Origin of the sequence: Danxiaibacter flavus (genome assembly GCF_041060425.1) — a bacterium.
GTDB classification, from domain to species: Bacteria; Bacteroidota; Bacteroidia; order Chitinophagales; family Chitinophagaceae; genus Danxiaibacter; species Danxiaibacter flavus.
Genome location: NZ_JAULBC010000003.1, coordinates 468,327 through 488,384 on the forward strand (window position 1 = coordinate 468,327; position 20,058 = coordinate 488,384).

General features: G+C 41.1%; 12 protein-coding genes. 6 read left to right on the forward strand and 6 right to left on the reverse strand.

Annotation, left to right across the window (positions count from 1 at the left end; genetic code table 11):
- Positions 1-388: 388 nt before the first annotated feature.
- The 3 genes from QTN47_RS12310 to QTN47_RS12320 form a co-directional block, all read right to left on the reverse strand.
- Positions 389-1,456: an ROK family protein gene (locus tag QTN47_RS12310; protein WP_369329681.1), complete on the reverse strand. Its 1,068-nt coding sequence runs from the start codon at positions 1,454-1,456 to the stop codon at positions 389-391.
- A gap of 249 nt (positions 1,457-1,705) precedes the next feature.
- Positions 1,706-3,283, reverse strand: coding sequence for a SusD/RagB family nutrient-binding outer membrane lipoprotein (locus tag QTN47_RS12315; protein ID WP_369329682.1), 1,578 nt, complete (start codon positions 3,281-3,283; stop codon positions 1,706-1,708).
- A 24-nt stretch (positions 3,284-3,307) separates the two neighbouring features.
- Positions 3,308-6,616 (reverse strand): SusC/RagA family TonB-linked outer membrane protein, encoded by a 3,309-nt coding sequence (locus tag QTN47_RS12320; protein WP_369329683.1) that lies wholly within the window; start codon positions 6,614-6,616, stop codon positions 3,308-3,310.
- 311 nt (positions 6,617-6,927) lie between these two features.
- Here QTN47_RS12320 and QTN47_RS12325 point away from each other — a divergent pair, with 311 nt between their 5' ends.
- Positions 6,928-7,791 carry an AraC family transcriptional regulator gene (locus QTN47_RS12325; RefSeq protein WP_369329684.1) on the forward strand — a complete coding sequence of 288 codons (864 nt, stop codon included), beginning with the start codon at positions 6,928-6,930 and terminating at the stop codon, positions 7,789-7,791.
- Between the two features lie 418 nt (positions 7,792-8,209).
- Here the strand turns inward: QTN47_RS12325 and QTN47_RS12330 are convergent, their stop codons facing one another.
- On the reverse strand, positions 8,210-10,513 hold the full coding sequence (locus tag QTN47_RS12330) for a glycoside hydrolase family 20 protein (RefSeq protein WP_369329685.1): 2,304 nt from the start codon (positions 10,511-10,513) through the stop codon (positions 8,210-8,212).
- Between the two features lie 170 nt (positions 10,514-10,683).
- Between QTN47_RS12330 and QTN47_RS12335 the strand changes: the two genes are divergently transcribed.
- The 3 genes from QTN47_RS12335 (at position 10,684) to QTN47_RS12345 (ending at position 14,452) form a co-directional block, all read left to right on the forward strand.
- A complete protein-coding gene (locus QTN47_RS12335; protein ID WP_369329686.1) occupies positions 10,684-12,885 on the forward strand; it encodes an apurinic/apyrimidinic endonuclease family protein in 2,202 nt (733 codons plus the stop codon).
- Positions 12,886-13,257: 372 nt separating this feature from the next.
- Entirely contained in the window at positions 13,258-13,635 is a 378-nt protein-coding gene (gene folB, locus QTN47_RS12340; RefSeq protein WP_369329687.1) for a dihydroneopterin aldolase, read from the forward strand.
- A gap of 55 nt (positions 13,636-13,690) precedes the next feature.
- Entirely contained in the window at positions 13,691-14,452 is a 762-nt protein-coding gene (locus QTN47_RS12345; protein ID WP_369329688.1) for a tetratricopeptide repeat protein, read from the forward strand.
- A 455-nt stretch (positions 14,453-14,907) separates the two neighbouring features.
- Here QTN47_RS12345 and tpiA read toward each other — a convergent pair whose 3' ends face one another.
- Complete coding sequence (tpiA, locus tag QTN47_RS12350) at positions 14,908-15,669, reverse strand: triose-phosphate isomerase (RefSeq protein ID WP_369329689.1); 762 nt, start codon at positions 15,667-15,669, stop codon at positions 14,908-14,910.
- 97 nt (positions 15,670-15,766) lie between these two features.
- Positions 15,767-16,921, reverse strand: a complete 1,155-nt coding sequence (locus tag QTN47_RS12355) for a putative sugar nucleotidyl transferase (protein WP_369329690.1) — start codon at positions 16,919-16,921, stop codon at positions 15,767-15,769.
- A 182-nt stretch (positions 16,922-17,103) separates the two neighbouring features.
- Between QTN47_RS12355 and QTN47_RS12360 the strand changes: the two genes are divergently transcribed.
- Positions 17,104-18,264: a serine hydrolase domain-containing protein gene (locus QTN47_RS12360; protein ID WP_369329691.1), complete on the forward strand. Its 1,161-nt coding sequence runs from the start codon at positions 17,104-17,106 to the stop codon at positions 18,262-18,264.
- A 194-nt stretch (positions 18,265-18,458) separates the two neighbouring features.
- Complete coding sequence (locus QTN47_RS12365) at positions 18,459-19,940, forward strand: NAD(P)H-hydrate dehydratase (RefSeq protein ID WP_369329692.1); 1,482 nt, start codon at positions 18,459-18,461, stop codon at positions 19,938-19,940.
- Positions 19,941-20,058 lie beyond the last annotated feature (118 nt).

Genomic DNA, 20,058 nt, shown 5'->3' on the forward strand with positions numbered 1-20,058 from the left:
TGGGTTAATAATGCCGTTTAAGGCAATTTTTTCCTGGTTGATGTTAAATGAAAAAACATACCGGTTAGCTTCGAAACATATTTTCAGCAATCATTTTCATAAGCCCGGTTGTAAATAATAACTTAAACAAACATTAATTTTGTATTAAATCGGGAGCTAAAGTAGGTAAACTTTTTAAATATTTTATGAACGAAAGTTATTTTTTATAGGAATTCTACGACTAATTAAATTATTAGATAAAGGTGTGCAACCTTCAATCAGAAAAAGGCTTCATGGTGCACGTTAAAGAATGGCACGGGTTAAGGCAAATTCCCGGGAATAAAAAAGGCCTGGCGACTATTCACCAGGCCTTTTTTATTTTATAAAATGTGCATCAAAACGACCGGACTCAGTTCATACTTATCTTGTGTTTTGAATAATTATCCATTACAAGTGCTGCTGCACCTATCAGCTCTGCCTGATGGCCGAGCTCAGAGATTTCAATTACCGTATTATCCGCCAAACGCGGTATACAATGCTCGTTGATGGCTTGTTGAATGGGTGCCTGCCAGATTTTTCCGGCAGCCGATCCACGTCCGCTTAAAATGATCACTTCCGGGTTTAAAATATGAATTAAAATTGCCGCACCACGACCTATATTATATCCAGCTTCCGACAATAGTTCAATTGAAAACTTATCACCACGTTTTGCAGCCTGTATAATAGCATCCGTGGCCTGCTCGTAGTTGGAAGAGATCTCCTGAAGTGAAGAAACTTTACCCTCTTTTAAAGCAGCCTTGGCTTTCTCCGCAACCATTGCCAGTGATGATTCAGTTTCGAGACAACCTGACTTTCCGCAGCTACAAATTTTTCCGTTTGAAAAAAGTGGGATGTGGCTAAACTCACCCGCAAATCCATTATTTCCTCTGAATAATTCCGAATCCAGTACCAGGCCCAATCCAATTCCCCAACCGATATTGATCACCATCGCATTACGACGGTTGCGTGCCGCACCAAACCGCAGTTCTGCGAGTGCTATCAGGCGACTGTCATTATCTATCCAAACAGGTATACCGATCACATTTTCTATGTACTCGGAAATATTTTTTTGCCCGCTTTCGAGAAAAGAATAATTAAGGCCTTTCTGCATATCAACAAAACCCGGCATACCAATGCCAACTCCAGCAATCTTTTTTGCATCAACACCCGATTCTTTTATGGCTGTTTTGATAGCTTCTGAGAGTATTTGAAGTGCTGCCGGATTGTTAGCCAATGGAAGATCAATCGTTTGCACCGACGAGATGAATGTATTCTGCATATCCATAATGGCTATGCGCGTAACAAACTGATCCATTGCCACTGATACGATGTATAAAATATCTGGCTTTATACTATACATCAATGGTCGTCTGCCGCCGGTAGAAGGCGCCAGACCCGTTTCAACTACCGACCCTTCACTAATTAGTTCGTTCAGCATTTTAGTTGTTAAGGGTATACTTTTTTCGATCCGTTCACTCAGATCCGAACAAGAAAGAACGTTTTCAAAGTATAGTTGTCGCAGGATTTTTTTTCTGTAAAAATGTTTTTTTCCCGACATGCAATCCGCTTTAATGTGAAAATAATTATGTAAGATAGCATAACTTTTTAAAAAAATAGAAAGGTCCGGCCAACCGGATATTTAGTTCGCCGGATTTCTATTTTTTATAACCGCTGAATTGTACCACGACTAATCTTCATCCCACCACACTTTGTTAGTATATAAATCCTTCGCTTTAATATCATCCGACATACCTATCGTGTTATTAATTGTCTCGGCACTTGGATATTTGATCCGTTTCGGCACATTCGGCACAGCTCCGTTATCCGGCACGAAAGAAAAATGAGGATGATCGAATCGCCTGATATCAGCCCATGCTTCGTACATTTGAAGATGTCCAAAGTGAATCCAGCGCTGAATTCCAATTGCTTCAGCTGCTCCAACATCTAAATTGTTAAAATAATTGTCTACATAATATTGTATGGTATTAGTAACTTCCTGAGAGCTTGGCGGATCAAGATGCCCAACTACTGTTGATTCAATTTTCTCGTTTAAGTTTCTAATGTAGTAATACCATTCAATTGACAGTTTAATTCCCTTTCTAAAAGCGTCTTCGGCCCGGCTACCGGAACGCAACTCTGCTTTCAAAAAATGCACCTCCGACGCAGTAAATAAAACTGCCGGTAAAAAGTCATTATATCTGTAAGTAGCTGAGTCAACATAAGAATAAAGGTGATCTCTCAAGGAGTCAGCTATACTACTGGTACTTGGAATTAACGGATCAATACCTGCATACTCTCCGTTGGAATTTTTTGAAAATATTGTTTGAAGTCGTGGATCTTGAAAACTACCATGTTTTAAAATATCAAGCATTTTTTTACCTGCAGGCACTTCTGCAAACCCTCCTTTTGGGCCACCTTCATGTTGATTTGTTATAGCCAACAAATTGGGAGCTTTTGATGAAAAGATAGCATTGTCATCATTTGATTCAATCAGCGGGTATTTCGCAGGATTATTTAGTATCTCGTTAATTTGCTCAATAGCCTGGGAGCTCAGTTCAGTATTTTTAACCCGAACCAACCATCGTAGTCTTAGCGAGTTTATGAACTTCTGCCACTTAAGCAAATCACCCTTGTTCACAAAATCATAAGTTGTGAGAAACTTCGTTTCCGTGGCTGTCGCCGCTGTGGAAACAGCCAGCGTGTCTGCAAAATCCTTTAAATCACTCAGCATTCGAGTGTAAATCGATTTCTGACTTTCATATTTCGGGTAAATTATTTGATTGTCGGAAGACCTGATTAAGCCTCCTTCGCTATAAGGCACATCGCCCCACAAATCGGTAACCTTCGACATTTCATTGGCCATGACAGCCTCTCCAATTCCCATTATGTATTTATAATCTTTCTTCTCGCTATCAGGGAGTTGCTTATAAATGGCCTCCATTTGCCTGTAAAGAGGAAGGATATCGGTATAAAATTTATTCCAACGGTCATTAACATATGAGTCGGACGGTTGGTACCGGCCGGGGTCATTCGTATATCCAACCATCTGGGTGTACCTCGCCAGGGTAGTTCCGGTAAACGTGTAAAGGTCCCAATATTGCATATGATATCTTGTCATTATAAGCATGTTCGCAAATAATGATTCAATTTTACCATTTGAATTTTTATCTGGGTCAGGGTATAACTCAGCAAATTCTGACTTTTTACAGCCCCAGATAACAGACAATACAAGCACTAACGATATATATCTATATAGGATTTTCATAAATAACAAATTGAGATGATTAAATTAAAGCCCAACCTTAAGAGCAATGCCATACGATCTTGTGGATGGAATGCCATATCGGTCAAGCCCCATCTCCTTCGCAGTTGTACCAACAGCAGATTCCGGATCGCTATTAGGCAAGTTTTTAAAAATATAAAAGAGATTGCGGCCAATAAGCGATAGCATTACGGACTGCATTCCTGTTTTCTTCAAAAATACCTGGGGTATAGAATAGTTTATTGTAAGCTCTCTAAACTTTAAATAAGAGTTATCGTAGATCGCGTTATCATAAATTCCGTAATACCAATAATTATTATTCATGTAATATTCCGCAGCACTGATTATTAAACTATTGGGCTTGCCATCATTCGTATATCCCGGAGTAATAATACCATCCTCAAAAATCTTCCCATTGTATTTTGCGTCAGCAGGCACCATGGCTCCGTCATAGGCCACTCTGTCGCCTTTTGCTGAAACGTAGTATTTCAATCCGCCTCTGCTTGCATCTCTATACTTTAACGTTGACTTTAGCTTGCCGGCTGCTGTATTCTGATAATTTGCCAAAGAGAACATATCACCACCAATGCGATAATCAAACATTGCATCCAATGAAAACGTACCAGCTTTTGTATTCCATAAGAGAGAACTTGCAAACCCACCAATACCTTTTGGCGTGGTATTGCCGTGCACAGATGGCTTATCATCCTTAATGTATGTCCCCTCATCATCAACCAACCGATGTCCATTTGCATCTAATTTATAAGAATAGGTCATGATATCACCAAATGGTCTACCTGCTTCGGCAACTATCATCAACGCATTATTATCGATATCAGCCAGCTTCAAATAGTTAACACCTTTTGGTAACTCTTTAATCGAATTGCGATTATATGCAAAGTTAAAGCGGACATCCCACCTCCATTTCCGTGACTGTACAGGCGTTCCGTTTAACGCAACTTCAATCCCTGAGTTACCGATTTTTCCTAAATTAGAAAGTATTGTTTTTGCACCTGAGCTAGACGGCACGTCAAGATTAATTATCTGATCGATGATTGTATTTGAGTAATAGGTTATGTCGACACCAAATCTATTCTTGAACATTTTGGTTTCTAGTCCAAATTCAACTTCACGCTTCTTTTCCGGCCTTATCTGGTCATTTCCATAATTTGAGGGAATACCATTAATTGCAACTCCATTAACTGTTGATTGCGAATATGCGTTATTTGCGGCGTAAATAGCTGGCTCGTTTCCCACTACACCAAATGATCCTCTCAACTTACCATAGTTCAACCAGGATGGCAGGGTGTTTTTAAATGATTCAGTAAAAAGCCAACTAAGACTGGCTGAAGGGTAAGTAAAATTGTTGTTTTGCGGGGGAAGCGTCGACGCTTTTTCCATGCGTACCGAAACTTCGACAAACAACATATTTCTAAATGAACCGTTGACAATGCCGAAAAAACCATTTTTTAGTTTCTTTTGCCTTGTCATGCTATTTATGAGTGGATTGATAGAGTTTTTTAAACTAAACCAACCTTCCTGTACCAGTCCACCATCTGTATTGGTAGCATTCGTAGTGTATTCTTCCTGCTTCGCCAGGTAACCTGCTGTTGCTCCTAAATCAAAGTCATTTACCTTTTTTGTAAAGATGGCCATAATGTCTCCGTAACTTATCCTTTGCCTGTTGTCTACTACCCCATAATACCCACCATTTGTAAACACTGAAGGCTGTTGATTATAATTTTTAGTTTCCGTGAACCCGCTACTGAAGTCATTACCAATTCTGCCACGTATATTGAGAAAACTAGCAATTTTATAATTTATCGTGGCACTAGCAATCATCCTGTTGATTTTTTCTTCGTCGTTATTCACCAATTGGGTCCATAAAATATTATTCATATAATTGGTAGACGGTGTATAAAGAATGTATTCATCCGGATTTATCTTTTTATCGCTCGTATACAAATAGCCCTGCGATGTCCGGAACTTTTGTTGCATGACATCTGTTTTCTCGGCACGACTAAAACCATAAGCGTTGATGTTATTTATAAGATAGGGTCTGTTTGTCGTTATGTTATTAATATAATTAACAACTAAATTAAGCGACAGTCTATCAGAAGCCTTCAGATTGCCGTTAAAGCTAAAGTTGTTTTTCACCTGCTTACCGCCAGGCATCATACTTTTGTAGTCATTCCTATTATAGGAAAACCTAAAAGATCCTAAAGCGCCACTATTTGAAATCGAAATGTTATAATTACTATTTCGACCGGTCCCGTAAATATCCTTTACGTTATTCGGCTGGGCATCATACTTTCTCATAATACCATCCCACCACATAACATCCCGACCGTCAAACTTGGGTCCGAAATTCCCCCAGTTACTCAAGGAAGGGCGAATATATTCCAATCCGTCACGACCGGTTATCTTCATAAAACCATCCATATCTGATCCCCTGGTCAACAGGCCGTTAACGCCCGTAAAACCATATCCTGGTCCAAACTCATTTTGAAAATCAGGTAATGCACCGACTTTTTCTATTATTTGGTTTACACCAAAATCAACTCCCAAGCCTTTCTTCCTGTTTTTTCCCGATTTTGTTGTGATTACGACAACGCCGTTGATTGCTTCGGAACCATAAAGCGCCGAAGCCGCAGCTCCCCTTAAAATTGAAAGACTTTCAATATCATCTGGATTTAAATCAAGCAAACCATTTCCCTGAATCCTTGACTCTGACCACATATCCTTCGTATTGGCTTCGCCATTTCGAATCGGTACCCCATCCAATATATATAAGGGCTGGGTATTAAAATTCAAGGAATTTACCCCTCGAACGGTCATGCTAACCGCCCCTGTTTGCCCACCGGGTGATGATTGCACTTTCACGCCAACTGCTTTACCATACAAAGCAGATGCGATATTGGGAGTGGCAACCTGAATATCCTTTGCAGTAACTGTACTTACGGCATAACCCAGGGCCTTTTGTTCTTTTTTGATACCCATGGCCGTTACAACCACTTCGTCACCCGCAGTTTTTATGTCTGGCTGCAAAACGACATTTAATACAACTGAAGGTTTTCCCTCAAACGGCAGGTGACCCACCGCAGAGAAGACAAGCGTAGCATTTTTGGGCACATTTTCAATCTTGAAATTTCCGTCTGCATCTGAAGATACCCCCCTGGAAGTGCCCTTTATCACAATTGATACTCCAGGTATGGGATTACTTGAACTGTCTTTTACCGTACCGGCGACGGTAATCTTGTCCTGAGCAGCTACAAACAGACTTGTAAGGCTGAGTAGCAAGACGCATATGGAAATGCGTATCGTTGTTTTTCTCATTTTTTCAATGGTTTAGTTTAAAAAAAGCGGATTGATTTCATTTGATTATCTTTGGGTTAGGTCACTTGTATATATCTCAAACAGAGGACAAGGGTTCCCCTGGGATCGTTTTTTGAAGGCGGCTAAAGTAGAAGTAGCTGTTACCAAAGCCTATGATTTATGTCATTTATTTAAAAAGTCATCTCATCTTATTAAAATTTCGCTTTAAAAATCCCTTAAGTTTTCACATTAAAGCTTAATATTGTTATTTTAACCTTAGAAGTTTATATTTTTCATCAAAGTTTTGATCATTAGACATTCTAATCGCCAGTATGAAAATTCTACAGACTGAAATAACTCCCAGGCAGAACAGTTACATATCTGTATCGGAAAGAAATGAGGCCTATTTTGAATCTCCCTTTCACTTTCATCCGGAAATTGAGCTGGTTTATATTAAAGAAAGCTTTGGTAAAAGAATTATCGGCGATAAAATAGAATCTTTTGAGGCAGGAGATCTTGTGTTGATAGGTCCTAATCTACCGCATGTGTGGCTGAATGATGAATGCTTCTACAAAGGCGAAACAGACCACCGCGCTCAATCCATCGTTATCTACTTTAATAAAGATATTTTCGGTAAGGGCTTTTATGATCTCCGTGAAGCAGAAAAGATCAATGCATTATTTGACAGGGCGAGAAGAGGTATAAAAATAAACGGCACCACTTTTACCGAAGTGTCTACCCGGATGGAAAAGCTGCTCACCATTACCGGCTTTGAAAGAATTATTATTCTGCTTGAGATCATGCACCTGATTTCTACATCGCAGGAAACAGAGTATATTAATAAGGAAGAGTATTCCGGCGTAATGTATAAGGCTGATGGAGACCGTTTGTCTGAAGTATTCAAATACATTACAACTAACTACAAAAATGATATATCGCTGAAAGATGTGGCAACCATGGCGAACCTTACACCGCAATCTTTCTGCAGGCTCTTTAAAAAGAGAATGAATAAAAACTTTGTTGATTACCTGCATGAAGTGCGCATATCACATGCATGTCGCTACCTGATGGATACAGACTGGACAATCTCTGAAATAGCCTATTCGACCGGCTTTAAAACTGTTTCCAATTTCAACAAATTATTTAAAGAAAGTACCGGCCTCTGCCCTACTGACTATAGAATGAAAATAGCGTAAAGCTGTGAGCTATTAGCTTTGAGCTATCAGCTTTAGGAGCACTGTCAGACTTACATTTTTTTGTCGATAAAGAAAGCACTCTACCGTGAGTGCTTTTTTATTTGAAATTCTGAATGTTTACGAGGATAGCAGGAAATGAAGCCGACCATCCTTTCGAGATTTGAAATGCAGTTATACGGAGGTGCACCGAGAAGTACGGAGATTCACAGAGAATTGCAAAGGCTGGTGGCATTAAATGTCAGAGCCCTATCTGTCCTACACTTTGAAAGTGTAGGACAGATAGGGCTCAAACAATATACTCCTCTAACAAAATTTTCGGGTTTAATAGCAATTTTACCGCTGCACCTTTCACTATTCACCTTTCACTATTCACCTTTCACTATTCACCTTTATTCACTATTCACCATTCACTGCCCCCCTACTCAATCACCACCTCATCCACAAACAACCACGAAGCATCTCCCGCGCCAACATTTCCCGGGGCAATTTTGCCATGCGGCTCAGCAGTTACGCGGAAATATCTTGCATTAACCTGATCAAAAGTTAGCTCAACGGGAATAGCGCCTTCATTAGCCGGAACCTGCAACTCTTTCTTTGCAATAGTTCTAAAATTTGTTCCGTCATCAGACACTTCAATAATTATAGACTTTGGCATCCAAATCCAGCTACTCGGTTTATGGAAAAATCTTGTTTTAACGGAATTGAATTTTACCGCCTTGCCAAAATCCAGGGTTCCTTCAAAAACTTCGTCGTTCCAACCCAACCACTCATCATTGCTGAATTGTTCGTCGCTTCCCTTGCTGCCATTGTGCCATGCATCGTTACCACCTCTGTTGTAGTTTTTGTTGGGAGCGTTCTTTAACGTGGCTCTTTTGCCAACTCCTTTGTGAATCGCAAACGCTTTTTGCAATCTGTCGGTCACAATACCATCGTTCAGCAACGCTGCGGTAATTACACAATCATGCTTCACAAGAACGCGCTGCTTGTATACAGGTGATTTTTCAGAAGGAGTAGTTCCATCCAGCGTATAATAAATGTTTTTGCCGTTTGCAACTCCGCCTAATTGCATAAACACATTGCCCTTCCCATCAACAGAATTAACCAACTTCAGATCGTACATGTGTTTTGAGTAATTAACGCCGTGCAAATCGAGACGCTTCAAATAGCTTGATGAAAGCCTGCGTGCAAAATCCTCATAATTTTTTTGTTGAGGCTGAGACCATCCAACTTCGGCCAGTGCTATCGCACGTGGAAAAATCATGTACTCCGCCTTCTTTGCATAGGGAATATGCTCTGTCCATAAATTGCCCTGAACACCATTTATAAACGCGCCCTGAGCTGCATTCAATTCCGCGGGAACAGGCTCATAACTATAAGCTTTTGACAAAGTAGTTAATCCTCCAAATGCAACAGGTTCACCAGGTGCATCAGACTGGTAATGATCCAGGTAGCAATATCCGCCCGGCGTCATTACAACATTGTGTTCCTGCTTCGCAGCCTTAATACCATTCTCCACGCCAGTCCAGCTCATCACTGCTGCTCCGGGAGCCAAACCACCCTGCATAATTTCATCCCAGCCAATCACCTTTCTTCCTTTACTGTTTACAAACTGTGCAATACGTTTTATAAAATAACTTTGAAGCTCTTCTACATCTTTCAGATTTTCGTCTTTCATACGTTGCTGGTCAAATTTGCACTTCTTCCAATTGGCTTTACCAGCTTCGTCCCCGGCGATATGAATATATTCAGAAGGAAAAATATCCATCACTTCTTCCAATATTCCGTCAAGAAAAGTAAAAGTTTCATCTTTTGTGCAATACTCATCCTGGATATCAGACGGATACGCAAATGCATGTCCGTTACTATCAAGACAAGCCAGTTCAGGATAAGCTGCCAATGCAGACTTTGAGTGCGCAGGCATTTCTATTTCAGGCACAACCGTTATGAACCTGTCAGCAGCATATTTTACAATTTCCCGCATTTGATCCTCTGTATAGAAGCCACCGTATAGCGTGTCATTAGGTCTGCTGTTATAATCATAAGTGGTGTTGAGAGGCGTACCCTTTCTAAAAGCTCCGATCTTTGTAAGCTTAGGGAACTTCTTGCTTTCAAAGCGCCAGCCCTGGCTGTCCGTTAAATGCCAGTGAAAACGATTCATTTTTTGCATGGCGATCAGATCGATGATCCTTTTAACAGAATCTAATGCCATATAGTGACGTGCAACATCCAGCATTACACCCCTGTAAGCAAATCGTGGCGCATCTTCAACTTCAACGCAAGAAATTTTCCATTGTTCATTTTTAACCGGAACAGGAGATTCGATATTAACAGGAAGCAGCTGCAGCAAGGTTTGCACTGCATAAAAAACGCCCGAAGGTTGTTGTGCCTTAATGTCAATCACGGAAGGTTTTACTACAATCTGGTATCCTTCCGGGCTCTTGATCGTGTTATCCAATGCGATCCGGACAACGTTGCCTGTCTTGCATTTTTTTGCAGACAACAGGTCTATGCCCGCTGCTATTCTTAGCTTTGAAACCAATGGCCTTACAGCTTTCAAAAGATCCTCGTTCTTTTCATCCACACGAATAGCGGAACAATTTGAAAAAACGAAACTGCCCTGGCTATACACCACCTTCTGCGGTGCCGGAACAATATTATTCTTTTGGGAAAAACAGGTAATTGCAAACAGGGAACAGAAAAATAAAGCGATGGTTCTTTTCATGATAAACATTTTGTAAGGCCGGCTAAAACAGCCGTCAAATTTATTGATTAATCGTCTGCACCTGCATGACTAGGTTTTACCCGATGTTTCAGATATATTAACCTACGCTTTATGCCTGATTTTTTTAGCTGTTTAACACTTAAAATTGTAATTCATAAACCTTTATTACGATGCTTAAACGACACTTGCTTTCAGCCATCCTTTTCTCTGTACCCTTTTATATGCAGGCACAGACAACCTTGTCATCCTTGCCTGAATGGAAGAACACCGGGAACAAATTGCAACAGGACTGGCTGATACATCCATCTGCCGAAAAAGCGAATGTATTCCGCAGTAGCGATAATAAGGCCATAATACTGTCTAACGGGCTTACCAAAAGAGTCTTTAGATTAACTCCTAACGTTGCCTGCACTGATTACTCCAACCCGGTTACCGGCGAACAACTATTGCGCGCTGTTAAGCCGGAAGCAGTTGTTACGTTAAATGATGTTAGCTACAATGTGGGCGGATTGTACGGACAAAAAGAAAAAGCCTACATTCAACCTCAATGGGTAGATGGCTTTACTGCACATGACAGCGATTTTGTGTTTTCGCACTTTAAAGTGAAAGAGCTTCAGCCTTACATAAACTGGAAAAGGAATACCTGGGCCTACAACCAAAAACAGCCTGCCGGAAAAACACTGTCGTTTTATTTCACCTCAAAACTTGCAGCATTAAAAGGCGTTACTGTTGCTGTTCATTATGATATCTACGATGGAATTCCGCTTATCTGCAAATCGCTGAGCATTGAAAACAATGGCGCAGTCAAAATCAAAATAAATAAGGTTGTAAATGAAGTATTGGCAGTTGTTGAAGAAGAAAGTGCTGTTGTGGGTTCTCCGGCTCAAATGAAGAAACCACACGGACTTTATATAGAAAGCAATTATGCATTCAATAACTCCATGCGTGCGGATATCTCAGACCAGACAACACACTGGCTGCCAGATCCGTCGTACACATCCCAGGTGAACTACGATTATCTTACTCCATGCCTGCTGGAAATTTATCCGGCAGTGGGTCCCGGTGTTGAACTTGGAAACGGAGATGCATTCAATTCCATCAGGACTTTTGAACTTTTGCAGGATAGCTATGACAGAGAAAGGAATGGTCTGGCAAGAAAAAAAATGTATATCACGATAGCACCGTGGACCACGCAGAACCCGATTTTTATGCACCTGGTAAGCAAGAATGATGAACAGGTACGCACTGCAATTGACCAGTGTGCAGCAACGGGCTATGAGGCTTTGATCTTAAGCTTTGGCAGCCATTGCAATATTGAAGATACATCAGCTAAAAACGTAGAACACTGGAAGGAACTGGCTGACTATGCACATAGTAAAGGCATCCAGATAGGCGGCTATTCTTTATTCAGCAGCAGGCGCATCAGTGATGAAGATGATGTGATAGATCCGAAAACCGGCAAACCGGATGCGGCGGCATTCTTCGGTCACGCGCCCTGCCTTGGAAGTAAATGGGGACTGGCTTACATCAACAAGTTAAAATACTTTTTTGCCAATACGGGCTTTAACATTTTTGAAAACGATGGGCCTTATCCGGGTGACGTCTGTGCGTCAACTACGCATCCGGGGCATATGGGCTTAGATGATTCACAATGGAAGCAAATGGAGTTGCAAAAAGAATTGTATCACTGGTGCAATGAAAGAGGCATCTACATCAATGCGCCGGACTGGTATTTCCTGGACGGAACCAATAAAATTGCATTGGGATACAGGGAAGTGAATTTCTCCTTACCGAGAGAACAGCAAATGATCCTGAACCGTCAGAATATTTATGACGGTACATGGGATAAAACACCTTCCATGGGCTGGGGATTTGTACCACTGACAAAATACCAGGGCGGTGGCCCAGAAGCGGTGCTTGAACCGCTTTCTGACCATTTAGCTGATTATGAAAAACTGATGGTTCAGTATTACGGATCGGGTGTGCAGGCTTGCTACAGAGGGCCCAGGTTGTACGATACAGACAAAACAAAAGCATTGGTTCAAAATACAGTCAACTGGTACAAAAAATACCGTGACATTATGAACAGCGACATGGTTCATTTAAGGCGTGCAGATGGCCGCGATTGGGATGGCATGATGCATGTAAATCCCCAACTTAAACAAAAAGCTTTTGTGCTTGTTTATAATCCATTAAAACAGACCATAACAAGAACAGTCAAACTGCCGCTGTATTATGCGGGGCTTACCAAATCTGCTGTTGTAAAAGAAAAAGATGGCAATCCTAAAATATTTCAGTTAAAAAGAGATTTCTCCATCGATGTGCCGGTAACTATAGGACCGGAAAGCTACAACTGGCTGGTCATTGAGTAATTGAGAATTGAAAGTTGACAATTGAAAATGAATTGGAGCGAAATAAAATTGTGAACCTCCATGGTTCTTCTAAGATCTATGTGTTTTGTTACACAGAGAAAAAGCCTGAGTCTATATGTAAAAGGTTTCGGCGGGCAGCAGTCCAAATGAATGGCTGCAAGGAAGGCACGGAGGGCCACAGAGATGACGCACGAATTTTCAATTGTCAATTTTCCCTTTTCAATTAATGGCTTGTTATTGAATAATTGACAGGGGAGAATATGCAAATGTGCGGATGTGCGAATATGCAAATGGGGGGCGCTACCTGATCTTTTTCGAAAAATCCCCCACATTTACACATTTGCATATTTACACATTTGCATATTTTCGTTCATGCTTAGTATTGAATTAAAAAATCTCCGCTTTCACGCATATCACGGCCTTTATAAAGAGGAAAAAGTAATTGGCGCCGAGTTTGAGCTTGACGTAACGGTGCTGCACTACCCAAATACGGTTCCGGTATTACACATAAAGGACACCATTGACTACACCATCATTTACGAAATTGTAAAAAAGCACATGGAGCAGCCGGCGGAACTGCTCGAAACGCTCGCTACCCGCATTGCCCACGAAATATTCGCCGAATTTTCTCACGTCGAAGAAATCAATATTTACATCCGGAAGGTCAGCCCGCCCATCATCTCTTTCAGGGGTAGTATTGGTGTTAGATATACTTTGACCAAAGAAAATTATATTGCAACCAATAAATAAAGTTGTACGTTATACGTTGTAAGTTTTACGTAAGCTTATCCCTAAAATCATGACCATGAAATGGAAAAAATATAGCCTGCTCTGTTGCACTTTCTTTTTTGCGGCACTGATGAATGCACAAGACATAAACGCCGTTTTAAAAGATGCGGACAATCTTGAAAAACAGCTCAAGGAAGCTGCCGCACTGGACAAATACAAGCAAGCCGCTTTGATGGATCCCAACAACATCAACGCATTGATCAAATGCGCAGAACTCAATGCCAGCATCGGCGGAAGATTAGCTGACAAAAACAGCAAAAATTATTCTTACCTCGCGTGCCGCGACTACGCGCAAAAAGCATACGCGCTTGATAGCAACAATGCCTCGGCTAATTATGTAATGTCTCTCGCTTCCTCTAAAATGCAGGAAGTTGAAACAGACAAAAAGAAAATTACCGAGTTTACAAGACAAACCAAATGGTACGCAGACAAAGCACTTGCTTTAAATCCTAACCTTGCCAAGGCCAATTATGCGGAAGGCAAATGGCACATGGACATGCTGAATGTTTCCTGGCTGAAAAAGACGCAGATAAAAACATTTTATGGAGGTGTTCAATCAGCTAACATTGACTCCGCTATCTATTACCTGGATAAGGCCAAAACGCTTGATATGTACTCTGCCACAACCTATATGGAACTGGCAAAAGCCTATCAGATGAACAATAAGCCAGCCCAGGCTATAGAAGTCCTGAATAAACTTGTAAAACTTCCTACCCGCACAGAAAACGATGCCGCAATTAAAGCTGAGGGACAGAAGATGCTTTCAGCAGTACAGTAGTTAATTGAAAAGGGAGAATTGAAAATTGACAACGAAGACAAGTCAATAGTGAATGGTGAATAGTGAAATGTGTAGCAGTACAAGTTATGGTGAGAAGTGAATGGTGAATAGTGAATAGTGAATGGTGTAGCAGTACAAGTTATGGTGAGAAGTGAATGGTGAATAGTGAATAGTGAATGGTGTAGCAGTACAAGTTATGGTGAGAAGTGAAAGGTGAATAGTAAAATGTGCGGCAGTAAAAGTTTCTTAAATAGCACACCAATGTTCTATTTAAGTGCTATTAACACCTGGTTACTTTTAAACATCGCTGACAGCTGATTGCTGACAGCTGATAGCTACCTCAAAAAGGCAAACGAGTAAATGTTTAATATTACTGTTTGCCTTTTATATTTAAGTGCGATCAACACTTAGCTAGTTTTGAACATTGCTAAAAGCTGATTGCTGACAGCTGATAGCTATTTCAGCGCGTTGATGATCGCCACGAATTCGTCAACAATCAACGAAGCGCCGCCCACAAGACCTCCGTCAACATCCGGTTGAGAGAAGATCTCTTTAGCGTTTGCCGCTTTAACGCTTCCACCGTAAAGAATAGAAATATTGTCAGCTACTTCCTGGCCATATTTGGTTGCCAGTTGAGCGCGGAGAGCAGCATGCATTTCCTGAGCCTGTGCGCTGGTAGCAGTTTTTCCTGTACCTATTGCCCAGATTGGTTCATAGGCAATCACTATTTTCTGGATTTGTTCTGCGGATAAATGGTACAATGACTCTTCTAACTGTTTTGCAACAAATTCATTCTGTGTATTTGCTTCGCGGATGCTCAAGGGCTCACCGCAACAAAAAATAGGTGTGATGTTGTACTCAAGACAGATGTTCACTTTATCAGCCAGTAACTGGTTGCTTTCGTTAAAGTATTCCCTTCTTTCAGAGTGACCCAACACTACGTATTGAATACCCAAAGATTGTAGCATTTCAACAGAAACTTCTCCTGTATATGCACCGGATTTTTTGCTGTAGCAATTCTGCGCTGCTACAAACACATTCTTTTTGCCTTCAATTTTTTGCTGAGCCATCGCCAGGTAGGGAAACGGCACTGCAAAAACTGCTAGCTGATCTTCTTTTAAATCATGCGGTTTTGCAATAATATCATCCAGTAACTGTGCACCCTGTTGCAGGGTTAAATTCATTTTCCAATTGGCGGCTGCTATTTGCTTTCTCATATGTTGAATTTTGTTTAATATGCCGGCGTTGCTGCCAGGTTATCGCTTAATGTTTATCTTTTTTAATGATCAGGGGTTTAAGCTGAACGTTGGCTGCTTATAAAAAGTTGTCAAAGATATATTTCAAAACATCAGCTTCCGCATTTGACAAAGATTGCTGCTTAAATTTTTTCCAGTTTTCAATGTCGGCCAATGCTCTGTCAAATTGATAAACCTTTTCTCCATCCATCCCCCAGCAGAAAGAGGGAATGAAATGAGGTGTCAGTCCGGCGCCAAAAACATTACAGCTCACGCCTGTTAAAGTACCGGTATTGATAGATGTATTGATTGCTGTGCGCGTATAATCACCCATGATTACACCGCATTTTAGCCCGGCGTTCAAAAAACTATCATTCGTTTGGCTGGGCATTTTTATCGCAGATGCATTATTTTTTACGTTACTATTGCTTGTTCCGGCTCCCATGTTGCACCAGGCGCCAATAACAGAGTCACCAAGATAACCGTCGTGCGCCTTGTTGCTGTACGAATGCATAACAGCATTTTTAATCTCCCCTCCTGCCACACAATGCGGCCCAACTGTTGAAGCGCCATAAATTTTCGATCCCATTTTAAGCACCGCGTTTTCTCCCAGCGCAAATGGACCGCGGATCAGCGAGCCTTCCATTACAAGCGCATCTTTCCCGATATAAATAGGCCCTTCTGAGGCGTTCAACACCGAGCATTCAACGACGGCGCCTTCTTCTATAAAGATATTTTCGGCTTTTATCAGATGATTTGTCGGAGAAACGGTCGCACTTTTCCTGCCTTTTGTCAACAAGGCAAAATCAAATGCAATCATTTCGCCATTCCATTGGAATATGTTCCAGGGATGCTCTATCCGTTTTATTGCCAGGCTTTGTATTGCATGTCCATCAGGCTTCACAGCGTTTATGCTGGTTCCGTAATGCTTTATCGCTATGATCTGGCCGGACTGGTCAGAGAGATAATTTCCGGTATTCAACGATAAAGCCAATTCTACAAAAGCGGCGTCAGGCAAAACAGCAGCGTCAATAAACAAATTGTTCCTGTCAGGTACAGCCTCATACAAAGCAGAAAGATATCCTTCTGTCTGCACATATATTTTTTCTCCTGTGATCCGCTCCCACCGTTCCTGCATGGTAAATGCCCCCATACGGATCCCTGCTACACTGCGGGTATAAGTAAGTGGTAACAAACCTTTGTGTGCATTTCCGTCGAAGAGAACTATCGGCATATTCTTATTGAATTTGATTTTTGGGTCGGGAAATCAAGTATAAAATCATTGCAAAACACATTATCAATATCAGATATATTTCAACAATGCGTTAATAATGTAAATGTATAGGTAAATCTTTTCACAATATGTCTTGTTAATATAAATCCGCCCTTATTTTTGCCGACTTTCCTGTAAAAAATATGAAACACCTCAACATCTATATATCATTGTTTCTTGCGCTAACCTTCTCCAATTGCACGTCGGGAGCCAAGAACAAAAAGAAAGAAATTGTGAAGAAGGGTATTGCAGCGGACTCTCTTAAATCAAACATGTCCCCTGCAGTAGTCAAGGCTTACCATGATGCCATAGAAGCATACTATCAAAAGAATCTTGCTTCCAGGGGTTTTAATGGAAGCATACTGGTCGCTAAGGACGGTGTTATTCTTTTTGAGGCATACCGCGGTTTTGTAAACGTTCCCGCTAAAAAAGATTCGATTACGCAATACACCCCCTTCCATCTCGCTTCCATCTCAAAGACATTTACAGGAACTACAGTACTGAAGCTTTGGGAACAAGGAAGGATTTCGTTGTATGATTCTGTTCAAAAATTTTTTCCGCAGTTTCCTTACCATGGCATTACTGTAAAAACATTGCTGGATCACAGGAGTGGCCTGCCCAATTATCTCCATTTTCTTGATAAAGGCTGGGACAGAAAGAAAAAAGCAACCAACCAGGATGTGTTGGATTACATGATTGCGAATAAGCCCCCTGTTTCCAATTTGCCCAACAGGCATTTTCAATATTGCAACACGAATTACGTACTACTTGCATTAATTATTGAAAAAGTAACGGGGACACCTTATCCGCAGTACATGAGAGATAGTGTATTTACGCCGCTTGGCATGACCAGCACGTTTGTGTTCTCTGCGCCTGATACGGCTAAGTATGTACCGACTTATAGCGCGGGCAACAGGCCATTCCCTATGGACCACTGCGATATTACCTACGGCGATAAAAATATCTATAGCACGGTGCGTGACATGCTTTTGTGGGATAAAGCATTATATGAGCATCGTTTCGTTTCCCAGAGCACACTGGATTCTGCTTTTACGGCAACAAGCAACGAACGAAAATCCATGCACAACTACGGTATGGGCTGGCGTTTATTTTATGATAAAGGCGATACCATTGTTTATCACAACGGCAAATGGCATGGAAGCAATACAGCTTTTACCAGGCTTGTTCAGCAGAAAGCCACGATCATTGCGCTCGGCAACAAGATCAATGGCAATATTTACCAGGTGAAGAATATGTCATATATTTTTAGCGGCGTGGTAAATGAAAGCGCCCTTGAGGAGTAGACCGTAAGACGTGTAAGACATGTAAGACCGTAAGACGTGTAAGAGAGTAAGACAGTAAGAGGAGCGCTGTATGCGACTTTTTACTGTCTTATTTTTTTTATTATCTTACAAGGATTTATATTTTAAACGATCTTACGATCTTACGATCTTACGATCTTACGATCTTACGATCTTACTGTCTTACGCGTCTTATTATGAAATTGCTTTCTGCTCAACAGATCCATCAGTGGGATGCATTCACCATAATGCATGAACCGGTCGCTTCGATTGACCTTATGGAGCGCGCGGCGCAAAGTTGTACGGACTGGATAATTGAGAACAATCTTCATTCAAAAACAATCAGGATCTTTTGTGGTAAAGGCAACAATGGCGGAGACGGGCTGGCAATAGCAAGACAGTTGATTGAAAGAGGCGTCAATCCATCTGTATTTATATTAGAATTTGGTGCAAAGGGTACAGATGATTTTCAGACAAATCTTAACCGGCTTCATCCACTCACAACGGAGATCTACTTTCTTCAATCAGAAGATTTTTTTCCTGAAATACAAAAAGAGGACCTGACGATAGATGCCTTATTCGGTTCGGGCCTGAACAGACCACTTACAGGTTTAAGTGCATCTTTGGTTGACCATATTAATAATTCAGGAGCTGAGGTTATAGCGATTGATGTACCGAGCGGAATGTTTATTGATAAAAGCTCGTTGGGTAATCGCCTTATTAAGGCGACTTACACGCTTACCTTTCAATCCCTAAAACTCAATTTCCTTCTTGCAGAAAATGCAGTGTGGTTTGGATATGTGGAAGTGTTGGATATTAGATTGCACCATGCATTTTTGCAGGAAATTGATGCAGATTTTAATTTGCTTGACAAACATTTTATATCCCGGCACCTTATCGATCGAAAACCTTTTTCGCACAAAGGCACTTTTGGACATGCGCTGCTAGTTGCTGGCAATAAAGGTAAAATGGGAGCTGCTGTATTAGCAGCAAGATCCTGTTTACGCACGGGCGTTGGCTTGTTGACTACTTTTATTCCAGAGGAAGCCTTGTCAATTATGCAGACGGCTGTTCCCGAAGCGATGGTATTGGTAAGAGGTGAAAATCCGGACCTGGATAAATACAACACATTAGGTATTGGCCCGGGATTAGGTACTGCTGACGATGCAGTGTCGCTTCTTAAAACAATGCTTGAAAAATATAGCCAGCCGGTCGTACTTGACGCTGATGCACTGAATATTATTTCAGGTAACAAGCAGCTGCTAAAGCAAGTTCCCCAAGGTTCCGTCTTAACACCGCACCCAAAAGAATTTGACCGTCTTTTTGGTGAAAGTCCAAATGATTTTGAGCGCCTTCAAAAAGCCATTGATGCGAGCAAAGAATATCCGTTGATCATCATTTTAAAAGGCCATTATTCTCTTGTTGCTCACAATGGCAAAGGTTGGTTCAATACCACAGGAAATGCAGGCATGGCCACAGGAGGAACAGGTGATGTGTTAACAGGAATTATAACTTCTCTCCTTGCTCAAAAATATACCCCGTTTATTGCCGCATGCATTGGCGTGTATGTGCATGGAATGGCGGGAGATCTTGCACTGGCGTATCAATCCGAAGAAAGCCTGTTGCCTTCTGACATTATTGAGGCATTGGGAACCGCATTTAATCAACTCCGTTCCTGATCAGGCATTAAGGAATCAATGCCGGTTCCTTAAAAAGAATTAAAATTTATCAAGTACGATTTACGAAGTACGAAGTACCTCATTCCAGGTTGCTTTGTTTATCGTAACCTCTTAAGGA

Bases quoted from the DNA above. Each gene is read 5' to 3' on its own strand.
- tpiA (WP_369329689.1), bottom strand. From the start codon at position 15,669: ATGAGAAAGCAAATAGCAGCCGCCAATTGGAAAATGAATTTAACCCTG.
- QTN47_RS12345 (WP_369329688.1), top strand. From the start codon at position 13,691: ATGAAATGGAAAAAATATAGCCTGCTCTGTTGCACTTTCTTTTTTGCG.
- QTN47_RS12330 (WP_369329685.1), bottom strand. From the start codon at position 10,513: ATGAAAAGAACCATCGCTTTATTTTTCTGTTCCCTGTTTGCAATTACC.
- QTN47_RS12360 (WP_369329691.1), top strand. From the start codon at position 17,104: ATGAAACACCTCAACATCTATATATCATTGTTTCTTGCGCTAACCTTC.
- QTN47_RS12335 (WP_369329686.1), top strand. From the start codon at position 10,684: ATGCTTAAACGACACTTGCTTTCAGCCATCCTTTTCTCTGTACCCTTT.
- QTN47_RS12310 (WP_369329681.1), bottom strand. From the start codon at position 1,456: ATGCTGAACGAACTAATTAGTGAAGGGTCGGTAGTTGAAACGGGTCTG.
- folB (WP_369329687.1), top strand. From the start codon at position 13,258: ATGCTTAGTATTGAATTAAAAAATCTCCGCTTTCACGCATATCACGGC.
- QTN47_RS12355 (WP_369329690.1), bottom strand. From the start codon at position 16,921: ATGCCGATAGTTCTCTTCGACGGAAATGCACACAAAGGTTTGTTACCA.
- QTN47_RS12325 (WP_369329684.1), top strand. From the start codon at position 6,928: ATGAAAATTCTACAGACTGAAATAACTCCCAGGCAGAACAGTTACATA.
- QTN47_RS12315 (WP_369329682.1), bottom strand. From the start codon at position 3,283: ATGAAAATCCTATATAGATATATATCGTTAGTGCTTGTATTGTCTGTT.
- QTN47_RS12320 (WP_369329683.1), bottom strand. From the start codon at position 6,616: ATGAGAAAAACAACGATACGCATTTCCATATGCGTCTTGCTACTCAGC.
- QTN47_RS12365 (WP_369329692.1), top strand. From the start codon at position 18,459: ATGAAATTGCTTTCTGCTCAACAGATCCATCAGTGGGATGCATTCACC.